This window comes from Camelimonas sp. ID_303_24 (genome assembly GCF_053543495.1).
Map to the genome: position 1 here is coordinate 444,303 of NZ_JBLLJM010000003.1, position 15,783 is coordinate 460,085.

At 63.2% G+C, this 15,783-nt stretch carries 15 protein-coding genes; 6 read left to right on the forward strand and 9 right to left on the reverse strand.

The window, feature by feature from the left end; translation table 11 throughout:
* Positions 1-52: 52 nt before the first annotated feature.
* Positions 53-1,282: an ABC transporter substrate-binding protein gene (locus tag ACERNI_RS04840; RefSeq protein ID WP_448832116.1), complete on the reverse strand. Its 1,230-nt coding sequence runs from the start codon at positions 1,280-1,282 to the stop codon at positions 53-55.
* Positions 1,283-1,592: 310 nt separating this feature from the next.
* On the opposite strand from ACERNI_RS04840, the gene ACERNI_RS04845 reads away from it, so the two are divergent.
* From ACERNI_RS04845 to hslU, 3 genes are all read left to right on the forward strand, one after another.
* Positions 1,593-2,591, forward strand: coding sequence for an NAD(P)H-dependent flavin oxidoreductase (locus ACERNI_RS04845; protein ID WP_448832117.1), 999 nt, complete (start codon positions 1,593-1,595; stop codon positions 2,589-2,591).
* Between the two features lie 133 nt (positions 2,592-2,724).
* Positions 2,725-3,312, forward strand: a complete 588-nt coding sequence (hslV, locus tag ACERNI_RS04850) for an ATP-dependent protease subunit HslV (RefSeq protein WP_448832174.1) — start codon at positions 2,725-2,727, stop codon at positions 3,310-3,312.
* A gap of 184 nt (positions 3,313-3,496) precedes the next feature.
* Positions 3,497-4,804: an ATP-dependent protease ATPase subunit HslU gene (gene hslU / locus ACERNI_RS04855; RefSeq protein WP_448832118.1), complete on the forward strand. Its 1,308-nt coding sequence runs from the start codon at positions 3,497-3,499 to the stop codon at positions 4,802-4,804.
* A 16-nt stretch (positions 4,805-4,820) separates the two neighbouring features.
* Here hslU and ACERNI_RS04860 read toward each other — a convergent pair whose 3' ends face one another.
* Positions 4,821-6,062, reverse strand: a complete 1,242-nt coding sequence (locus ACERNI_RS04860; RefSeq protein WP_448832119.1) for an MFS transporter — start codon at positions 6,060-6,062, stop codon at positions 4,821-4,823.
* A gap of 164 nt (positions 6,063-6,226) precedes the next feature.
* Here ACERNI_RS04860 and murJ point away from each other — a divergent pair, with 164 nt between their 5' ends.
* Positions 6,227-7,783 carry a murein biosynthesis integral membrane protein MurJ gene (gene murJ / locus ACERNI_RS04865; RefSeq protein WP_448832120.1) on the forward strand — a complete coding sequence of 519 codons (1,557 nt, stop codon included), beginning with the start codon at positions 6,227-6,229 and terminating at the stop codon, positions 7,781-7,783.
* Positions 7,784-7,794: 11 nt separating this feature from the next.
* On the opposite strand, the gene ACERNI_RS04870 is transcribed toward murJ, so the two are convergent.
* Positions 7,795-8,400, reverse strand: coding sequence for a Smr/MutS family protein (locus ACERNI_RS04870; RefSeq protein WP_448832121.1), 606 nt, complete (start codon positions 8,398-8,400; stop codon positions 7,795-7,797).
* Between the two features lie 265 nt (positions 8,401-8,665).
* Positions 8,666-9,388, reverse strand: coding sequence for a Tim44/TimA family putative adaptor protein (locus ACERNI_RS04875; protein WP_448832122.1), 723 nt, complete (start codon positions 9,386-9,388; stop codon positions 8,666-8,668).
* Positions 9,389-9,728: 340 nt separating this feature from the next.
* Here ACERNI_RS04875 and secB point away from each other — a divergent pair, with 340 nt between their 5' ends.
* Positions 9,729-10,214 (forward strand): protein-export chaperone SecB, encoded by a 486-nt coding sequence (secB, locus tag ACERNI_RS04880; protein WP_448832123.1) that lies wholly within the window; start codon positions 9,729-9,731, stop codon positions 10,212-10,214.
* Positions 10,215-10,313: 99 nt separating this feature from the next.
* Here the strand turns inward: secB and dnaQ are convergent, their stop codons facing one another.
* The 5 genes from dnaQ to ACERNI_RS04905 form a co-directional block, all read right to left on the reverse strand.
* Positions 10,314-11,051, reverse strand: coding sequence for a DNA polymerase III subunit epsilon (gene dnaQ / locus ACERNI_RS04885; protein ID WP_448832124.1), 738 nt, complete (start codon positions 11,049-11,051; stop codon positions 10,314-10,316).
* Between the two features lie 197 nt (positions 11,052-11,248).
* Positions 11,249-11,875 carry a dephospho-CoA kinase gene (coaE, locus tag ACERNI_RS04890; protein ID WP_448832125.1) on the reverse strand — a complete coding sequence of 209 codons (627 nt, stop codon included), beginning with the start codon at positions 11,873-11,875 and terminating at the stop codon, positions 11,249-11,251.
* Complete coding sequence (locus ACERNI_RS04895; protein ID WP_448832126.1) at positions 11,872-12,738, reverse strand: shikimate dehydrogenase; 867 nt, start codon at positions 12,736-12,738, stop codon at positions 11,872-11,874. The genes coaE and ACERNI_RS04895 overlap by 4 nt, the downstream gene beginning before the upstream one ends.
* Before the next feature lie 3 nt (positions 12,739-12,741).
* Positions 12,742-13,362, reverse strand: coding sequence for a Maf family protein (locus ACERNI_RS04900; RefSeq protein WP_448832127.1), 621 nt, complete (start codon positions 13,360-13,362; stop codon positions 12,742-12,744).
* A 16-nt stretch (positions 13,363-13,378) separates the two neighbouring features.
* Entirely contained in the window at positions 13,379-14,254 is an 876-nt protein-coding gene (locus ACERNI_RS04905) for a pyruvate, water dikinase regulatory protein (protein WP_448832175.1), read from the reverse strand.
* 540 nt (positions 14,255-14,794) lie between these two features.
* Between ACERNI_RS04905 and hemE the strand changes: the two genes are divergently transcribed.
* Positions 14,795-15,769, forward strand: coding sequence for a uroporphyrinogen decarboxylase (hemE, locus tag ACERNI_RS04910; protein WP_448832128.1), 975 nt, complete (start codon positions 14,795-14,797; stop codon positions 15,767-15,769).
* Positions 15,770-15,783 lie beyond the last annotated feature (14 nt).

Genomic DNA, 15,783 nt, shown 5'->3' on the forward strand with positions numbered 1-15,783 from the left:
GGAAGCATGGAATGCTCGCACATCAACGGTCAATCGCTGCCGGTCTGCGGGCCTATGGCTTCTTCACCAGCGGGCAGCGCGATTCGGACAGGGGCTGGAACGCCTCGTCGCCTGGAATGGTCTGCAGGATCTTGTAATAATCCCACGGTCCCTTGCTCCCGGATGGCGATTTCACCTCGGCCAGGTACATGTCATGCACCATGCGGCCATCCTCGCGAATTTTGCCATTGGTCGCGAAGAAATCATTGACCGGCGTCTCGCGCATTTTTTTCATCACGGCGTCGGTCGCGTCCGTGCCGGCCGCCTGCACCGCCTTCAGATAGTGCATGGTGGCCGAGTAGGTTCCCGCCTGGGACATGCTGGGCATACGTCCGGTCTTCTCGAAGTAGCGCTTTGACCAGGCGCGGGAAGCCTCGTCGCGATCCCAGTAGAATGCGGTGGTGAGCACCAGTCCCTGGGCCTTGTCGATGCCAAGGCTGTGGATGTCGGACAGGAAAATCAGCATGCCGGCGAGCTTCTGGCCGCCCTGAACCACGCCAAACTCCTGCGCCTGCTTGATGGAGTTTACGGTGTCGTTGCCGCCATTCGCCAGCGCGATGATCTTCGCTTTTGAGGCCTGCGCCTGCAGCAGGAACGACGAGAAATCGAGGGTGTTGAGCGGCGCCCGCACCGAGCCGAGCACCTTGCCGCCGCCCTCTCGGACGACCCGGGTGACGTCCTTCTCCAGATCCGTGCCGAAAGCGTAGTCAGCCGTCACGAAAAACCAGCTGTCGAAGCCCTGTTTGACGGCCGCCTTGCCGGTGCCGTGAGCCAGGGCATAGGTGTCGTAGGTCCAGTGGATCGACGTGGGTGTGCAGGCTTCGTTGGTCAGACGCGCCGAGGCCGGGCTGGTCAGCACTACGATCTTGTTGCGCGGCCGGGCAACCTCCAGCACTGCCAGCGACGGCGCGGTCGCGGCAACGTCCATGATGGCGTCGACGTTTTTGGAATCGAACCACTCCCGCGCCAGCGCGGCGGTGATGTCGGGCTTGTTGAGGGTGTCCGCGCTCAAAAGCTCGATGTTCTTGCCGAGAACCTTGCCGCCGAAATCATCAATGGCCATCTGCGCCGCGGTGACGCTGCTGGGACCGGTAATATCGGCATAGGGGCCGGACATATCGAGCAGCAGCCCGATTTTGACGGCGTCGCCGGAGATCGCCGGTTTTTCCTCGGCCTTCGCGCCCTGCACGACAAGCGGAGCGAGCAGCGCAGCCGCCAGCGCGGCGACGCTGGTTCGCCGCATCCCGGCAGATATTGTCCGAACAGGTGTTTTCTTGCGCCAATGCGCCATCTTTTGTTCCCTCCCGGATTTATTCAATATTGGTTTGGGAAAAGCTCTCGCGTCGGCGGCGGAATGTCAAACGGTTGTGACATCAGTCCAACAGGGCTCCGCATGGCGCATTCTGACAAGTCTGTGGCGCAATCCCGCATTGTCGCCAGCGCGTTATGCGGGCTTGCTGTCGGCATATCGGCGCCAGGGGAGCGCACGCTTCGACGCCTGTTCCCCGGGCAAGAGACAGACTGGCCGCCACCGGCCGGTTCAGGAGGAATAAATGAGTTTGCCCAAGGTCCTGTCGGAACGCCTGTCATTGCCGGCGATCGCCTCGCCCCTGTTCATCGTCTCGGGACCCGAACTGGTCATCGCCCAGTGCAAGGCCGGCATCGTCGGCAGCTTTCCGGCGCTCAACGCCCGTCCCAAGGAGCTGCTCGACGAATGGCTTCACCAGATTCGCGAAGAACTGGCCGCCCATGACCGCGATCATCCGGACCAGCCGTCGGCGCCATTCGCAGTCAACCAGATCGTCCACCGCTCCAACAACCGGCTCGATCACGACGTCGAAATGTGCGTGAAGCACAAGGTCCCGGTCATCATCACCTCGCTGGGCGCCAGGGAAGACCTGAATCAGGCCATCCATGGCTATGGCGGCGTGACGCTGCATGACGTCATTGACAATCGCTTCGCCCGCAAGGCGGTGGAAAAGGGCGCCGACGGCCTGATCGCCGTGGCGGCTGGCGCTGGCGGTCACGCCGGAACCATTTCGCCAATGGCGCTGATTCAGGACATTCGCGAATGGTTTGACGGTCCTCTGGCCCTGTCGGGCGCCATTGCCAGCGGCCGGGCCATTCTGGCGGCGCAGGCCATGGGCGCGGACCTCGCCTATATCGGCTCCGCATTCATCGCCACGCGCGAGGCCAACGCCAACGAAGCCTACAAGCAGGGTATTGTCGACGCCGACTCGTCCGGCATCGTCTACAGTAACCTGTTCACCGGCGTGCATGGCAACTACCTGCGCAAATCAATCGAGCGCGCCGGCCTTGATCCGGACAATCTGCCGACCTCCGACCCGTCGAAGATGAATTTCGGCGACGACGGCAAGCAGGTGAAGCCATGGCGCGACATCTGGGGCTCAGGCCAGGGCGTTGGTTCGATCAAGGACGTGCTCGGCGCCGGCGAACTGATCGCCCGGTTCCGCAGCGAGTACGCGGCTGCGCTGGCCGATCTGAATGCCCGCGCCAGCCGCTACCAGCGCTTGCCGATGGCCGCGGAATAATCGCCGCAGGCGGCGCGGGCGTGGCTCGGCCGCCGCAGACCATGGGGCCCGCCGGGAAGCTGGCGAGCCCAATTCCCCCGCGACACTGGATTGCCGGCCCTGGAAGTCCTACATGCTGGAGCAATGTTCCAGCATGCAGACGGATGCTTCCATGCCCAGTGACGGCCCCGCCGTTTTTCACGCCACCACCATTCTCATGGTCCGCAAGGGCGACAGGGTCGTCATGGGCGGCGATGGTCAGGTCAGCCTTGGCCAAACCGTTATCAAGGGCAACGCCCGCAAGGTCCGGCGTCTGGCCGGCGGCGGCGTGCTCGGCGGCTTTGCCGGCGCGACGGCTGATGCGTTCACCCTGTTTGAGCGGCTTGAAGCGAAGCTGGAGCAATACCCGGCGCAGCTTACCCGCGCCTGTGTCGAACTGGCCAAGGACTGGCGCACCGACCGCTATCTGCGCCGGCTGGAGGCGATGATGCTGGTCGCCGACAAAAACGTCAGCCTGCTGCTGTCGGGCACCGGCGATGTGGTCGAGCCGGAAGCCCACCCGGAAGGTTCGGTTATGGCGATCGGCTCGGGAGGCAATTTCGCCCTGTCCGCGGCGCTCGCCCTGCTCGACACTGACCGGGACGCCGAGGCGATCGTGCGCAAATCGATGGCGATTGCCGGCGACATCTGCGTTTACACCAATCGCAACCTTGTCCTCGAAAGCCTCGAGACCGCGCGCTAAGCAGTTTATTCGCTTCGCCATTCACGCATTCCGCTGCGAACCAGACACTGCTTCGTCCGGGAATGCCTGGGGCAATATCCGTTCGCACTGAACTGATATTTTGCCCTTTCCAGTTGGTTTAACGCGTTTTCCTGACGCAAAGTGGCGTCCACTTTTCTGGAAAGCGCCCTAGCATGATGCCGCCATGACCAATTTTTCTCCCCGTGAAACCGTTTCGGAGCTGGACCGGCATATCGTTGGCCAGCGCGACGCCAAGCGCGCCGTGGCCATCGCCCTGCGCAACCGCTGGCGCCGACAGCAACTCGACCCGGCGTTACGTGACGAAGTGATGCCGAAGAATATCCTGATGATCGGCCCCACCGGCTGCGGCAAGACCGAGATTGCGCGCCGGCTGGCGCGGCTGGCCGGCGCGCCGTTCCTCAAGGTGGAAGCCACCAAGTTCACCGAAGTCGGCTATGTCGGCCGCGACGTGGAGCAGATCGTCCGCGACCTGGTGGAAGTGGCAATTTCCCTGGTGCGGGAAACCCGGCGCAAGGACGTGCAGGCCCGGGCGCAACTCGCCGCCGAAGAGCGGGTGCTCGACGCCCTGGTCGGCTCCACGTCAGGCGCCGCCACGCGCGATTCGTTCCGCCGCAAGCTGCGCGACGGCCTGCTCGATGACAAGGAAATCGATATCGAGTTGCAGGCCCCTTCTGGGGGAATGCCGATGTTCGAATTGCCAGGCATGCCGGGCGCCTCCGTCGGCGCCATCAATATCGGCGACATCTTTGGCAAGGCCATGGGCGGCCGCACCAGGTCTCGCCGCACCACCGTGCGCGAAGCCTTTGAGCCGCTGATGAGCGAGGAAAGCGACAAGCTGCTCGATCAGGAACAGCTGGTCCAGGAAGCCATCCGCCAGGTCGAGAACGACGGCATCGTCTTCCTCGACGAGATCGACAAGATCTGCGTGCGCGAACATCGCGGCGGCGGCGATGTTTCACGAGAGGGCGTGCAACGCGATCTGCTGCCGCTGATTGAGGGCACCACCGTCTCCACCAAGCACGGGCCAGTGAAGACGGATCATATCCTGTTCATCGCCTCCGGCGCCTTCCACGTCGCCAAACCGTCTGACCTGCTGCCGGAATTGCAGGGGCGTCTGCCGATCCGCGTTGAGCTGACCTCGCTGGATGAGAGCGATTTCCGGCGCATTCTCACCGAGACCGAGGCCAACCTCATCCGCCAGTCCATCGCCATGATGGCGACGGAGGGCGTGACCCTGGAGTTCACGGGCGACGCCATTGAGGCGCTGGCGCGCATTGCGGTGGAGGTGAATGCTTCGGTCGAGAACATCGGCGCCCGGCGTCTGCAAACGGTAGTTGAACGCGTGCTCGACGATATTTCCTTCACTGCAGCAGATCGCGCCGGCGAAACTGTCCGGATCGACGCCGCCTATGTGGAAGCCCGCCTCGGCGAGCTGGCGCGCAACACCGATCTCAGCCGCTTCATCCTGTAACGGCTTCGGTTGCGACTCACTCCGGGCGGTAGCGCAGCCGCCCGGCAAACCAAACCACCAACAGCGGCGTCAGAATGGCGGCAATGATCAGTCCCGGCTGACCGCCCCAGCGGTCGAACATCGGGCCGATAACAGCCACCCCCGCCGTCTGGCCAATGAATAGCGCCGAAGCGAACAGCGACACCGCCGATCCACGCGCCTCCGGCGCCATCTGCGTGGCGTTGGTCTGCAGGGTGTTGTGGAGCATGTAGAATGACAGCCCGCAGATGGCTGAGGCGATGATGGCGCTCCACAGCACCGGCGTGATGGCAATCAGCGTGAAGGCGATGGCCAGGCCGACGCCGCCCCAGATCACCAGGCCACGCTCACCGAAGCGTTTGACCATGGTCCGGGCGTTCAGGGCATAAGCCAGTCCGCCAAAACCAAAAACGGCGAGGATGGCGCCTGCGGTTCCAGGACCAATGGCGAAACGGCGTTGCAATTCCGAACCGACATAGGCCCAGCAGCCGAAGACGATCGCCCCTTCAAGAAACACCATGACGATGACGGTGCGCGGCCAGGGGCGCGTCAGCAGCCCCAGCATCTGCAATACGCCGCGCCCCACCCCGCCACTGCCCGAGCGCACCGGCGGCGGGTGGTCCTTGCGGAACATGTCAGCGGTCAGGCCGGCCGAGGCCAGCACATACAGCAGCGCCAGCACCACAAATACCTGCCGCCAGCCCATGATCTCGCTGAGCATGCCGCCAAACGCCTGGCCGAACACCAGCCCCAGAATCTGGCCGCTCATGAATTTCGCCAGCACCGACTGACGCTGCTCATAGGGCACGACGTCGCCAATCCACGCCATCGACAACGGGATGATGGCGGCGGCGGTGGCCCCGGACAGCAGCCTGGTCAACGCCAGCACCTGGAGCGAGCCAGCGAAGGCGCTGGCGATAACCCCGAGCGACGACATGAACGTGGCGATGGCCACCAGGCGATATTTGCCGAAGGCATCGCCCACGGGACCATAGACAGCCTGAAGCAACCCGTAGGATATGGAGAAGGCGGCGACAATCAGCCCGGCCTGGCCGGGCGTGGCGCCGAATTCCCGGCCGATTTCCGGCAACAGCGGATCGGCGACGCGGGCGGTTGCGGCGCTGACGAACGACGCCATGGCGAGAAACAGGATCGCCCGGCCCGGCGCGGACGGTGAGCCAGCGGGTTGTGCGGGATTGTGGACTGGCGCTTGCGGGTGATCTGAAGCCATATCGGTCATGAATGCAGGTTCTGATGGGGTGGTCGTTCGGTGAGCAGGTCTGCACAAAGGGCAGTGGCCTCAGGTCAATCGACCATATGCAAGCGCTGGCGTGAAGCCCAGTCATGCGTTGCAGGGCGCCGCAACTCTCGCGCCGGCAGGCAGTATGTCATGGCGGGGCTCGCATGAAACTGGCGTCACCAGCGGCGGCGGTGGGTTTTGCCGCCATCATTTCCCGCCTGCTCGGCTATGCCCGCGATATGCTGGTGGCGAACCTGCTGGGCGCCGGGCCTATGGCTGAAGCATTGCTGGCTGCCCTGCGCGCGCCCAATGCCCTGCGCCGCACGCTCGGCGAAGGCGGGCTCAACGCGGCCTTCACCCCGATTTATCTGCGCCTGCGCATGCAGGAGGGCCAGGCCCACGCCGCCGCCTTCGCCCGGACCACGCTAGCGCTGGCAACCCTGGCGCTGGGCGTCCTCGGCGCCGTGCTGGCGCTGGGGGCCGGCGCGGTCATCCATCTGTCCGCGCCTGGTCTCGAAAGCCGCCCCCAGGATTTCGAGCTGGCGCGCTGGTGGTTCGTGCTGATGACGCCGTTCATTGGCGCTGCATCGCTGGCGTCAATTGCCGCCGCGTTTCTCAACGCCGAGCGGCGCTATGTCATCGCGGCCCTGGCGCCCGCCATCGTCAACGCGGCGCTGGTGGGGGCCTATCTGGCGATCCCGCACATGACCGGCAATCCCCAGACCATGGGGACACTGATGGCGCTGTCCCTCAGCGTAGGTGGGTTGCTGCAGCTTGGGCTCGCCCTGTGGCCGCTGCTGCCCGTGCTGCGCCGCGCCTCAGGCAGCCGGCAGCCCGGCGTCATGGCCGGCATCGGCAAAGCGCTGCGGCTTGCCGCGCCAGCGCTGGTTGCAACGGCAAGTTTCCAGATCATCGCCATCGTTGCTTCAGCGATTGCCTCCCAGGAGCCGGCGGCTTTGGCCTGGTTCTACTATGCGGATCGGCTGTTCCAGCTACCACTCTCATTAGCCGGCGTCGTAATAGGCTCTGTTGTGCTAACCGAGCTTGGGGCCAATCGAATTGGCGCTTCGGGAGCACATGCGCCGCCGGGCGATCAAATGCTGAACCATGCGCTTGCCTCTGCGCTTGCCATTGGTTTGCCGGCGGCAGCGGCGCTATTTGTGCTGGCCGAGCCAATCATCCGGATCCTATTCGGACGCGGCGCCTTTTCCTCCAGCGACGTCACAGGGACGGCCCTGGCGCTGATGGCGATGGCGCCTGGTCTGCCCGCTGGCGTCGTGGCGCGGGTTCTGTTGCAGGAGCTTCTGGTTCGCGAGCAGGCCTGGGCGTCGGCAGCTTGTGGTCTCGCCGGCATTGCGGTCACCGCCGTAGTTGCCGTTCTGCTGACGCCGCGCTGGGGCGTTGGCGGCGCCAGCGCTGCGGTCGCGGCGGGCCTGTGGGCCCAATGCGCGGCCATTGCGCTGATCCTAGCATCCCGGAACTGGTGGCGGCCGTCACAGGCAATCGCCCGCCCCGTTCTTGTCCAGGGGCTGGCGACGGCAATCATGACGGCGGTGCTGGTTTTCGTTGGAAATGGGCCGTTGCTCGATCACGAAAGTGGCTTCCGCCGCCTCGCCGCCCTGCTGTTGGCGTGCGCCGCAGGCGCAGCGATTTATGGAGCGATTATCTGGATCGGCGGCGGCATTCCTGGATGGGGCCTCCGCGCGCGACCCCACAGATAAAGGATCGTCCGTCAGCGGCTGCGGCGGCGCAAACGCACATACAAGGCTCCGAGGCCGCCATGGCGCTGGTCCGCCGCCTCATAGCCCAGGACGATGTCCCTGAGTTCGGTGGATTCCAGAATGAAGGGGGCCAGCCGGCGCAATACGCCGCGCTCGCTGCGATCGCCATGCCAAAGCGGCGCATCGTCTCGGGCCGGCGCGCCCTTGCCGGTGACCACCAGCACAGTGCGGCAACCCGCGGCGGCGGAGCGCAGCAGAAAGGCTCGCAAAATATGCTGGGCTTCATCCTGTCGCACCCCATGCAGGTCAAGCTTGGCGTCAATCTGGGCCACACCCCGGACCACGGCCCGGCGCTCCTTGCGGGCCATGACGACCATGGGCGGCAGGGTCTGCGCCAGTTTTCCAGCGGGCGAATCGCGCCGTCCCCTGGTCTTTCTCGCGGGCCCCGAGGTCGTTTCCTGGGACTGTGACGACGACGAATCGATCTGATCCGCAGGCGGCGGATCAACCGGAGCCACCAGTTGTGTCCGGCCGGGGAGCGGCGTCACGGTTCGCGCAACAGTTTCCCACAGGAGGCGCTCCTGCCGGTCAAGCTCCCGTGAGCGTTTGCGCGTCATGCGGAACTCCAGCCAGGTCATGTGCGGCCGGCCCAAAGCTGGACCACCTGGTCCGCCAGCAGGCATTTCCCGCGCAACAGGAATGCTTCACGTGAATCATGGTCGCCGAACGGCGGCCTTCACCATTTCAACCGCCTGCATGGGGTTCCAGGCACAGGACCACGCCAATGAAATGGAGCGCTTCCATGACCTGGAAACGCTCCCGACTCAATCTGTCAATCGACTGGCGCGCCACACTGCCGCGCACGGCGACAGCCAAATAATCTCAGCCCCCGGCTTCGGTCGCCACCAGCCGCCAGTTGGGATCGCGGCTGCCCAGGGTGCGGGCGAACGTCCAGACGTCGGTGACATCGACCACGCCTTCCGGATCACCATCAACAACCTCGCCGGCCCGGTTACGGGTGGCGGCGATCAGTTTTGAGGTGAAGCGCAGCGTCAGCTGGGCGTTTTTGCCGCTGACTTCAGCGTCGGAGATCACCGGCTGCGAGATGGCGACAAATGTCGTTTCCGCCCGCTGGCCCTCTTTCTCGCGCTCGGCGATCACCCGCTCAAAACCCTCATAGACATCCTGCGACAGCAGAGATTTCAGCGTGATGCGATCTCCCCGCGAAAATGCCAGAACAATGGTCTCGTAAGCGGATTTGGCTCCTTCCAGAAATTGTCTGGCGTCGAACTGGGGTTCGGAAGCGACAATGCTGTCCAGAGCGGCGGCAACCGGCGTGCCCTTTTCGGCGATCCCCGCCCAGCGGTCCAACGACGGCTGGTTATTGCTCGATGCCGGACCACTGCCAGGCAGATGGATGATATTGCCGCCGCCATCCGGCTGCGAAACTTTTTCATCCGGTTTCGGCGCGTCCTTGCGGGTAAACGGATCATAGGGCTGGCGCTCGCTGCCGGTGCGCTGGCCGAGCACTGACCTGAGTTTCCAGATAATGAAAACCGCCAGGGCCAGAAAGATAATGGTAAGCGGGTCGAACGAATCCTGCATGGTCCCTGGAAGCCTGTAAAAATTAGCCGGTAAGAACCGCCGCTGGTCACATGATGGGCAACCTGCGGCGGACTGCTTCAAGACGCGGCTGGCGGTATCGGGAACCGCCAGAACCCCGTGTTAGCGAATGTTCCGGATAATATGGTGTGCTATCCTCGAACATCTAGCCTTTTCATCATTTCGGCAACGGACAGGCCGCGCTTGTATGGGAGCCAGTTCCATGTTAGCGCGCCGCTTCCGCCCGCATGGCGTCATGGCTTCTGACGTCCGTCACGAATCATTCGCCGACAGTTAACCGGCGCCCCGAGTATACGCGACGCATCCTGGAGAGGGTTCTTTCATGTCAGACACGTCTGTAAACGGCGGCCCGCAGCCGCAAGACGGCGCCCCGCTGCTCAATGGCCTGGCGCAGTACACCCGCGACCTGTCGTTCGAAAACCCGAACGCTCCCCGGTCCCTGACGCCCCAGGAGAAGGCTCCGCAGATCTCCATTCAGGTCAACGTCGGCGCCCAGCAGCTGTCTGAAACGGACTTTGAGGTCGAACTCAAGCTCGAAGGCAACGCCAAGATCGACAACGAGACCCTGTTCGCCTTCGACCTGACCTATTGCGGCATCTTCCGCGCCCAGAACATTCCGGCGGAAGACCTGCATCCGGTTATCATGATCGAATGCCCGCGCCTGCTGTTCCCGTTCGCCCGCCAGATCGTGGCTGACGCGGTGCGCGGCGGCGGCTTCCCGCCGCTGTACGTTGATCCGATCGACTTCGCCGCCCTGTATCGCGAGCGCGCCCAGCAGTTTGCCGAGGCTCCGGCGCAAGCCCAGTAAGACAAACGGTCTTTCAAATCAGAGTGAAGTGGGCGGTGACATGGTCACCGCCCTTTTTGTTTGCCGGAAAAATTCGCAGAACAGGCTGGGGAATTCCTGTCAGTTTTCAGAGGCTCCTTCATCTGGCTGGATATAGTCCAGCCAGATGGCCTTGTCCTTCATGCTGGCGACGAGGGCGCGGTGAGCCGTGACATCGTCCTCTGTGAGAAGGGACGGCAATGGAGCGCTGCGCACCAGAAGCTCCGTTTCAGAAGCGCTCGTCTGCATGACAGTTCTGGCGCGGGGCGAGACCTCAGCCACGCTGAGATCCAGACCGGTCTGCCGGCCGCCACGCAACTCCAGATATACTTCCGCCAGGATTTCGGCGTCCATCAAGGCGCCGTGTTTTGTGCGCCGGCTATTATCGATGCCATAACGCGAGCAGAGGCCATCAAGCGAGTTGTTGGCGCCTGGGTGCTTGCGGCGGGCGATGACCAGCGTGTCGACAATGCGCCCCGGGTCGAGCGCCGGAACGCCGAGTCTCGCAAACTCGGCGTTGATGAAATTCACGTCGAACTGGGCGTTGTGGGCGACCAGCGGCGCATCGCCAATGAAGGCGCGAAAATCGTCGGCCACCAGCGCGAAAACCGGCTTGTCCGACAGAAACTCCGCGCTCAATCCATGGACGGCGAACGCTTCGGCCGGCATGTCACGCTGCGGGTTGATATAGCAATGATAGGTCTTGCCGGTCGGGAGATGATCGAGAATTTCAACGCAGCCAATCTCGACGATGCGATCGCCCTTGTTGGGGTCAACGCCCGTGGTTTCCGTATCGAAAACGATCTCCCTGAGCTTCAAGGCTGATCTCCGGATTGCGAACTGGCATTAGAGCCGTTTCCGATGAGGATGGGTCGGAAAAGGCTCCTGCATCCTTATTGTGAGCAAATTCTGGTCGATCAGACGGTCCCGTCTGATCGGAAGGGCGCTGACGGCGGCTTCGCGAAAGCCTGCCCCGCGCCCGTGTCCATCTTCAAGGCCTTCGGCGGCGGCTAACCTCAGGCGGCGGCAAGCAACTGCTTTGCTGCGGCGCCTTCGCGTCCGGCGATGGCTTTGAGGATATCATTCACCTGGAGCCGGGCATGGTCGAACCCATGTCCTGTGTCGATGATGAAATGGGCCCTGCGTCGCTTCTCGGCGTCAGGCATCTGTTTCACGTGAATCATTTCAAATTTTTCGGCTGTCATGCCCGGACGCGCCAGAACCCGCTCGCGCTGGATTTCTGGATCGGCGCTGACCACGGCCACCGCATCGCAGCGGCGGTCTCCGCCAGTCTCGAACAGCAGCGGCACATCCATCACCAACACCGCGACACTGGCATCAACAGCCTGCTGAACCAGATCAAGCTGGTGTTGACGCAATAGCGGATGGACAATGCCCTCAAGACGCTTCAGCGCCACAGGATCACCCAGAACGGCGGCGCCAAGCCGCTCGCGATTCACCACGCCATTTGCATCGGCCACACCTGGAAACGCGGCTTCAACCAGCGGCGTCGCCGGGCCGGCGTAAATGGCGTGCACCGCCGCATCGGCATCGTACACCCATGCGCCCATTTCACGGAACATGGCGGAGGTCGCCGATTTGCCCATACCAATTGAGCCGGTGAGTCCGAGAATGAAGGTCATGCCGCGCTCCTGTTCACGTCGTTGATAATCAGCTGGCGAAGTTCATCGGTCACCTGCGGTTTCTGACCAAACCAGCGGGCGAAACCAGGCGCGGCCTGATGCAACAGCATGCCAAGGCCATCCACGACTGGATTGCCGCGCTGCCGCGCAGCGCGCAGCAGGTCCGTTTCCAGCGGCGCATAGACGATATCGTGCACGACCGCCCCGATGGGCAAGGCATCCAGGGAAATATCCAGCGGCGGCTGACCGGTCATGCCCAGCGACGTGGTGTTAACCAGAAAAGTCGCCCCTTCCAGTGCGCCGGATCGCGCCTCCCAATCAATCGGGACGAGTTGCCGTTCACCTGGCGACTGCAATTCGCCGGCTATTTCGCGGGCGCGCGAAAGCGAACGGTTGGCTATGCCGATCTCGCGAAAGCCGCGCGTCTGCAATCCGTAAATGATGGCGCGCGCCGCGCCCCCGGCGCCGAGCACAATCGCTTTTTCCGGCTTGCGGTCCCATCCAGGACTGCGCTCATCAAGATTGGCGAGAAAGCCGGTGACATCGGTGTTGTCACCCCAAACCTTGCCGTTGTCTTCCCAGACGGTATTGACGGCGCCAAGACGCCGGGCTGTTTCTGTGAGGGCGTCGACATGGCGCGCCGCCTCCTCCTTGTTGGGAACCGTCACGTTGCCACCGCGCAGCCTGCCGGCGCGGACCTCCTGCAAAAATGCCGCGACCTCGCCGACGGCCACGCGGCGCCGGTCATAAGCGCCTGAAATCCCCAGGCGCTCCAGCCAGTGGCCGTGAATCAGCGGCGAGCGCGAATGGGAAATCGGGTCGCCGATAACGCATGCCCGCGCAACATTGTCTGCCTGTTCCACGTCTTACTCCGCCAGGTAGCCCGCCGCCCGCAGATGCCCCATCAGGGGCAGCAGCGGCAGGCCAAGAATGGTGAAATGATCACCATCAATGTGATCAAACAGCTGGGAGCCAAGTCCCTCCAGCTGATAACCGCCAACACTCGTCATGACTTTCGGGCCAACAGCAGCCACGTAAGCGGCAATGAATTCGGCCCCCAGGCGCCGCATGGTCAATTCGGCAGATGACCGGGCTTCTGCAACAACCTTGCCATCCTTGACCAGAGCCGCAGCGGAATGGAGCTGATGGGCGCGTCCGGAGAATGCGGCCAGATGCGCCCTCCCCTCAGCCGCATCCGCCGGCTTGTCATACTGCCGCCCCGCACACGCCAGGGTCTGGTCGGCGCCGAGCACCAGCCGTCCCGGATAACGGGCCGAAACCTCCATGGCCTTGGCCCGGGCCAGCAATGACGCGACGGTCACCGCCGAAGCGCCAGCGCGCCGCGCCGCGCCATCCACCTCGCGCTCATCAATCAGGGCCGGGCTGGTTTCCACAGGGATGCCAGCCGCTTCCAGCATCTCGCGACGCGTTGCGCTGCCTGACGCCAGCACCAGCGGCGCGTCAGCAAGCCAGAGCCCGTTTGTCATCCATTCCCTCGTGTCATCATGGGGTCTGTCCTGTCGCAGCGCCCCTGCCCCGGGCTTCCCACGAACTTGTCTGGCGCATCCGGTGATCGCGATACAGGTCCATGATAGCCGCCGCCGTCTCTTCAATTGACCGGCGCGTGACGTCAATCACCGGCCAGCGGTTCCGCGCACAGATCCTGCGGGTTTCGGTGATCTCGGCGGCGACCGCGTCCTCATCCACATAGGACGAACTGTCAGAGGCGTTCAGGCTGAGCAACCGGTTCTGGCGGATCTGGACGATGCGCTCGGCGCTGGCCACCAGTCCGACGACCAGCGGCCCGCGGAATTCGGTCATGTCCTGGGGAACCGGAACGCCAGGCACATAAGGTACGTTGGCGGTTTTAACGCCGCGATTGGCCAGATAGATGCTTGTTGGGGTCTTTGAGGTTCTGCTGACGCCAAACAGGATGACGTCTGCGTCAGCAAGACCGCTGACCAACTGACCATCGTCATGCATCATCGTATAGTTCATGGCGTCGATGCGCTTGAAATAGTCGGCGTTGAGGGTGTGCTGCGCCCCTGGACGCCCGCGTGAGGCCGCGCCCAGATAGGCTTCAAACATGTTCACCACTGGTGATAGGACCGAGAGACACGGCGAACCGGTTTCGAGGCAGACCTTCTCCACTTCCAGCGCCAGATCAGGATCCACGAGGGTGTAAAGCACCATTCCCGGCGCGGCCTGAATGCCGTCCGTAACGCGCTCCAGTTGCGAGCGCGAACGCACCAGCGGGTAAACGTGCTCTATCGCCGATATGCCGTCGTATTGGGCCGAAACGGCCCGCGCCACCGCTATAAGGGTTTCGCCGGTCGAATCCGATATCAGATGAAGGTGGAAAAAGCTCCGGTTGCCCAATTGACTGCTCCCGATCTCGATGGCGGCGACATTGTGACCGCGCCGGCAACCCCACGCCACAGCAATCTTCAACGCCTGCGCCTGACCGGGAGCCCTCGCGCTGGCCCCCCACGCCTCCAGCCGGCGGGGATAGATGTGGACGCCTGTGCATGAACGGGCATTTTTTCAGGCGCGCTGACGACCGCGCGATTCCATACACGTTTTTCTCAACACCGCCCCGCCTGTGCGCTGAATCCATCTCGCGATCGCGGGAGGTGCATAACTTTGCCTGGAAAGCGCCATAATTATTAACGGACCGTTAACGCGTCTGGGTTTACGATGCATTAACCATTTGTCCGGTCCCGATGGCTTTGGAGCCAGGCCTGGGGATGGTATGTGGACGGGATTGGGCATCGGAAATCCCCTGCCCAAAAAGAAAAAACAGATTCAAAGATTCATATCTCTCTTTTTTAAAGGACCGCTGTGCGCATGGGCCAGGATGCATCGCTCTTCATGCAGGCATTGTCCGGAGCAAAAACGCAAAGACCCCCGCTCTGGCTCATGCGACAGGCAGGCCGCTATCTGCCGGAGTATCGCGAGATCCGGGCAACCGCCGGCAGTTTCCTTGATCTCTGCTACAATCCAGCGCTTGCAGCCGAAGTCACGATGCAGCCGATTCGCCGCTTCGGCTTCGATGCGGCAATCCTGTTCAGCGACATCCTGGTGATCCCCCATGCGCTTGGACAAAATGTCTGGTTCGCTGAGGGAGAAGGTCCGCGTCTTGAGCCAGTCGTTGGGCATGGCGGATTGTCGGCTCTCGGTTCTCCGGCAAATCTTGGCAAGCTGGATCCGGTTCTGGAGACGGTGGTGCGCGTCAGGAAACAGCTTCTGGATGAAACAGGCGCGGCAACCGCCCTGATTGGCTTTTGCGGCGCGCCCTGGACAGTTGCCAGCTATATGATTGCCGGAAAGGGCACCCCGGACCAGGCGCCGATCAGATTGATCGCCTATCAGGATCCGGACTTCCTGCAGGCAATGATCGATTTGCTGGTCGAGGCCTCGACCAACTATCTCATTGCGCAGATTGATGCCGGCGCCCAGGCCGTCCAGATTTTCGAAAGCTTTGGCGGCGCCCTGCCGCCAGCGTTGTTCCAGCGCTGGTGCCATGAACCGGTTACGCGGATCGTCCGCAGCGTGAAGTCGCAGCGGCCCCATGCGCGGGTGATCGTGTTTGCCCGTGGCGTCGGCCAGAACCTGACGGCGTTCACGGACATCGCCGGGGTTGATGCGCTAGGGCTCGACTGGGGCGTGGACGTGAACTGGGCTGCGAAGGCTCTACAGCCGAAGAAGACAGTGCAGGGCAACCTCGACCCTCTGGCGCTAATGGCGGGCGGTGAGGCGCTGGCTGAGGGCGTCAGGCGCATCCTTGGCGCCCTGGGGGATGGTCCACACATCTTCAATCTTGGCCACGGCATCCAGCCTGCAACGCCCGTGGCGCATGTCGAGGAACTCGTTCGCCTGGTCAGGAGCCCCTGATACGGAGGATCCCG

Coding starts and splice junctions, on each gene's coding strand:
- murJ (WP_448832120.1), top strand. CDS start 6,227: ATGAAACTGGCGTCACCAGCGGCGGCGGTGGGTTTTGCCGCCATCATT.
- hslV (WP_448832174.1), top strand. CDS start 2,725: ATGCAGACGGATGCTTCCATGCCCAGTGACGGCCCCGCCGTTTTTCAC.
- ACERNI_RS04900 (WP_448832127.1), bottom strand. CDS start 13,362: ATGACAAACGGGCTCTGGCTTGCTGACGCGCCGCTGGTGCTGGCGTCA.
- secB (WP_448832123.1), top strand. CDS start 9,729: ATGTCAGACACGTCTGTAAACGGCGGCCCGCAGCCGCAAGACGGCGCC.
- coaE (WP_448832125.1), bottom strand. CDS start 11,875: ATGACCTTCATTCTCGGACTCACCGGCTCAATTGGTATGGGCAAATCG.
- hemE (WP_448832128.1), top strand. CDS start 14,795: ATGCGACAGGCAGGCCGCTATCTGCCGGAGTATCGCGAGATCCGGGCA.
- ACERNI_RS04845 (WP_448832117.1), top strand. CDS start 1,593: ATGAGTTTGCCCAAGGTCCTGTCGGAACGCCTGTCATTGCCGGCGATC.
- ACERNI_RS04840 (WP_448832116.1), bottom strand. CDS start 1,282: ATGCGGCGAACCAGCGTCGCCGCGCTGGCGGCTGCGCTGCTCGCTCCG.
- hslU (WP_448832118.1), top strand. CDS start 3,497: ATGACCAATTTTTCTCCCCGTGAAACCGTTTCGGAGCTGGACCGGCAT.
- ACERNI_RS04860 (WP_448832119.1), bottom strand. CDS start 6,062: ATGACCGATATGGCTTCAGATCACCCGCAAGCGCCAGTCCACAATCCC.
- ACERNI_RS04870 (WP_448832121.1), bottom strand. CDS start 8,400: ATGACGCGCAAACGCTCACGGGAGCTTGACCGGCAGGAGCGCCTCCTG.
- ACERNI_RS04875 (WP_448832122.1), bottom strand. CDS start 9,388: ATGCAGGATTCGTTCGACCCGCTTACCATTATCTTTCTGGCCCTGGCG.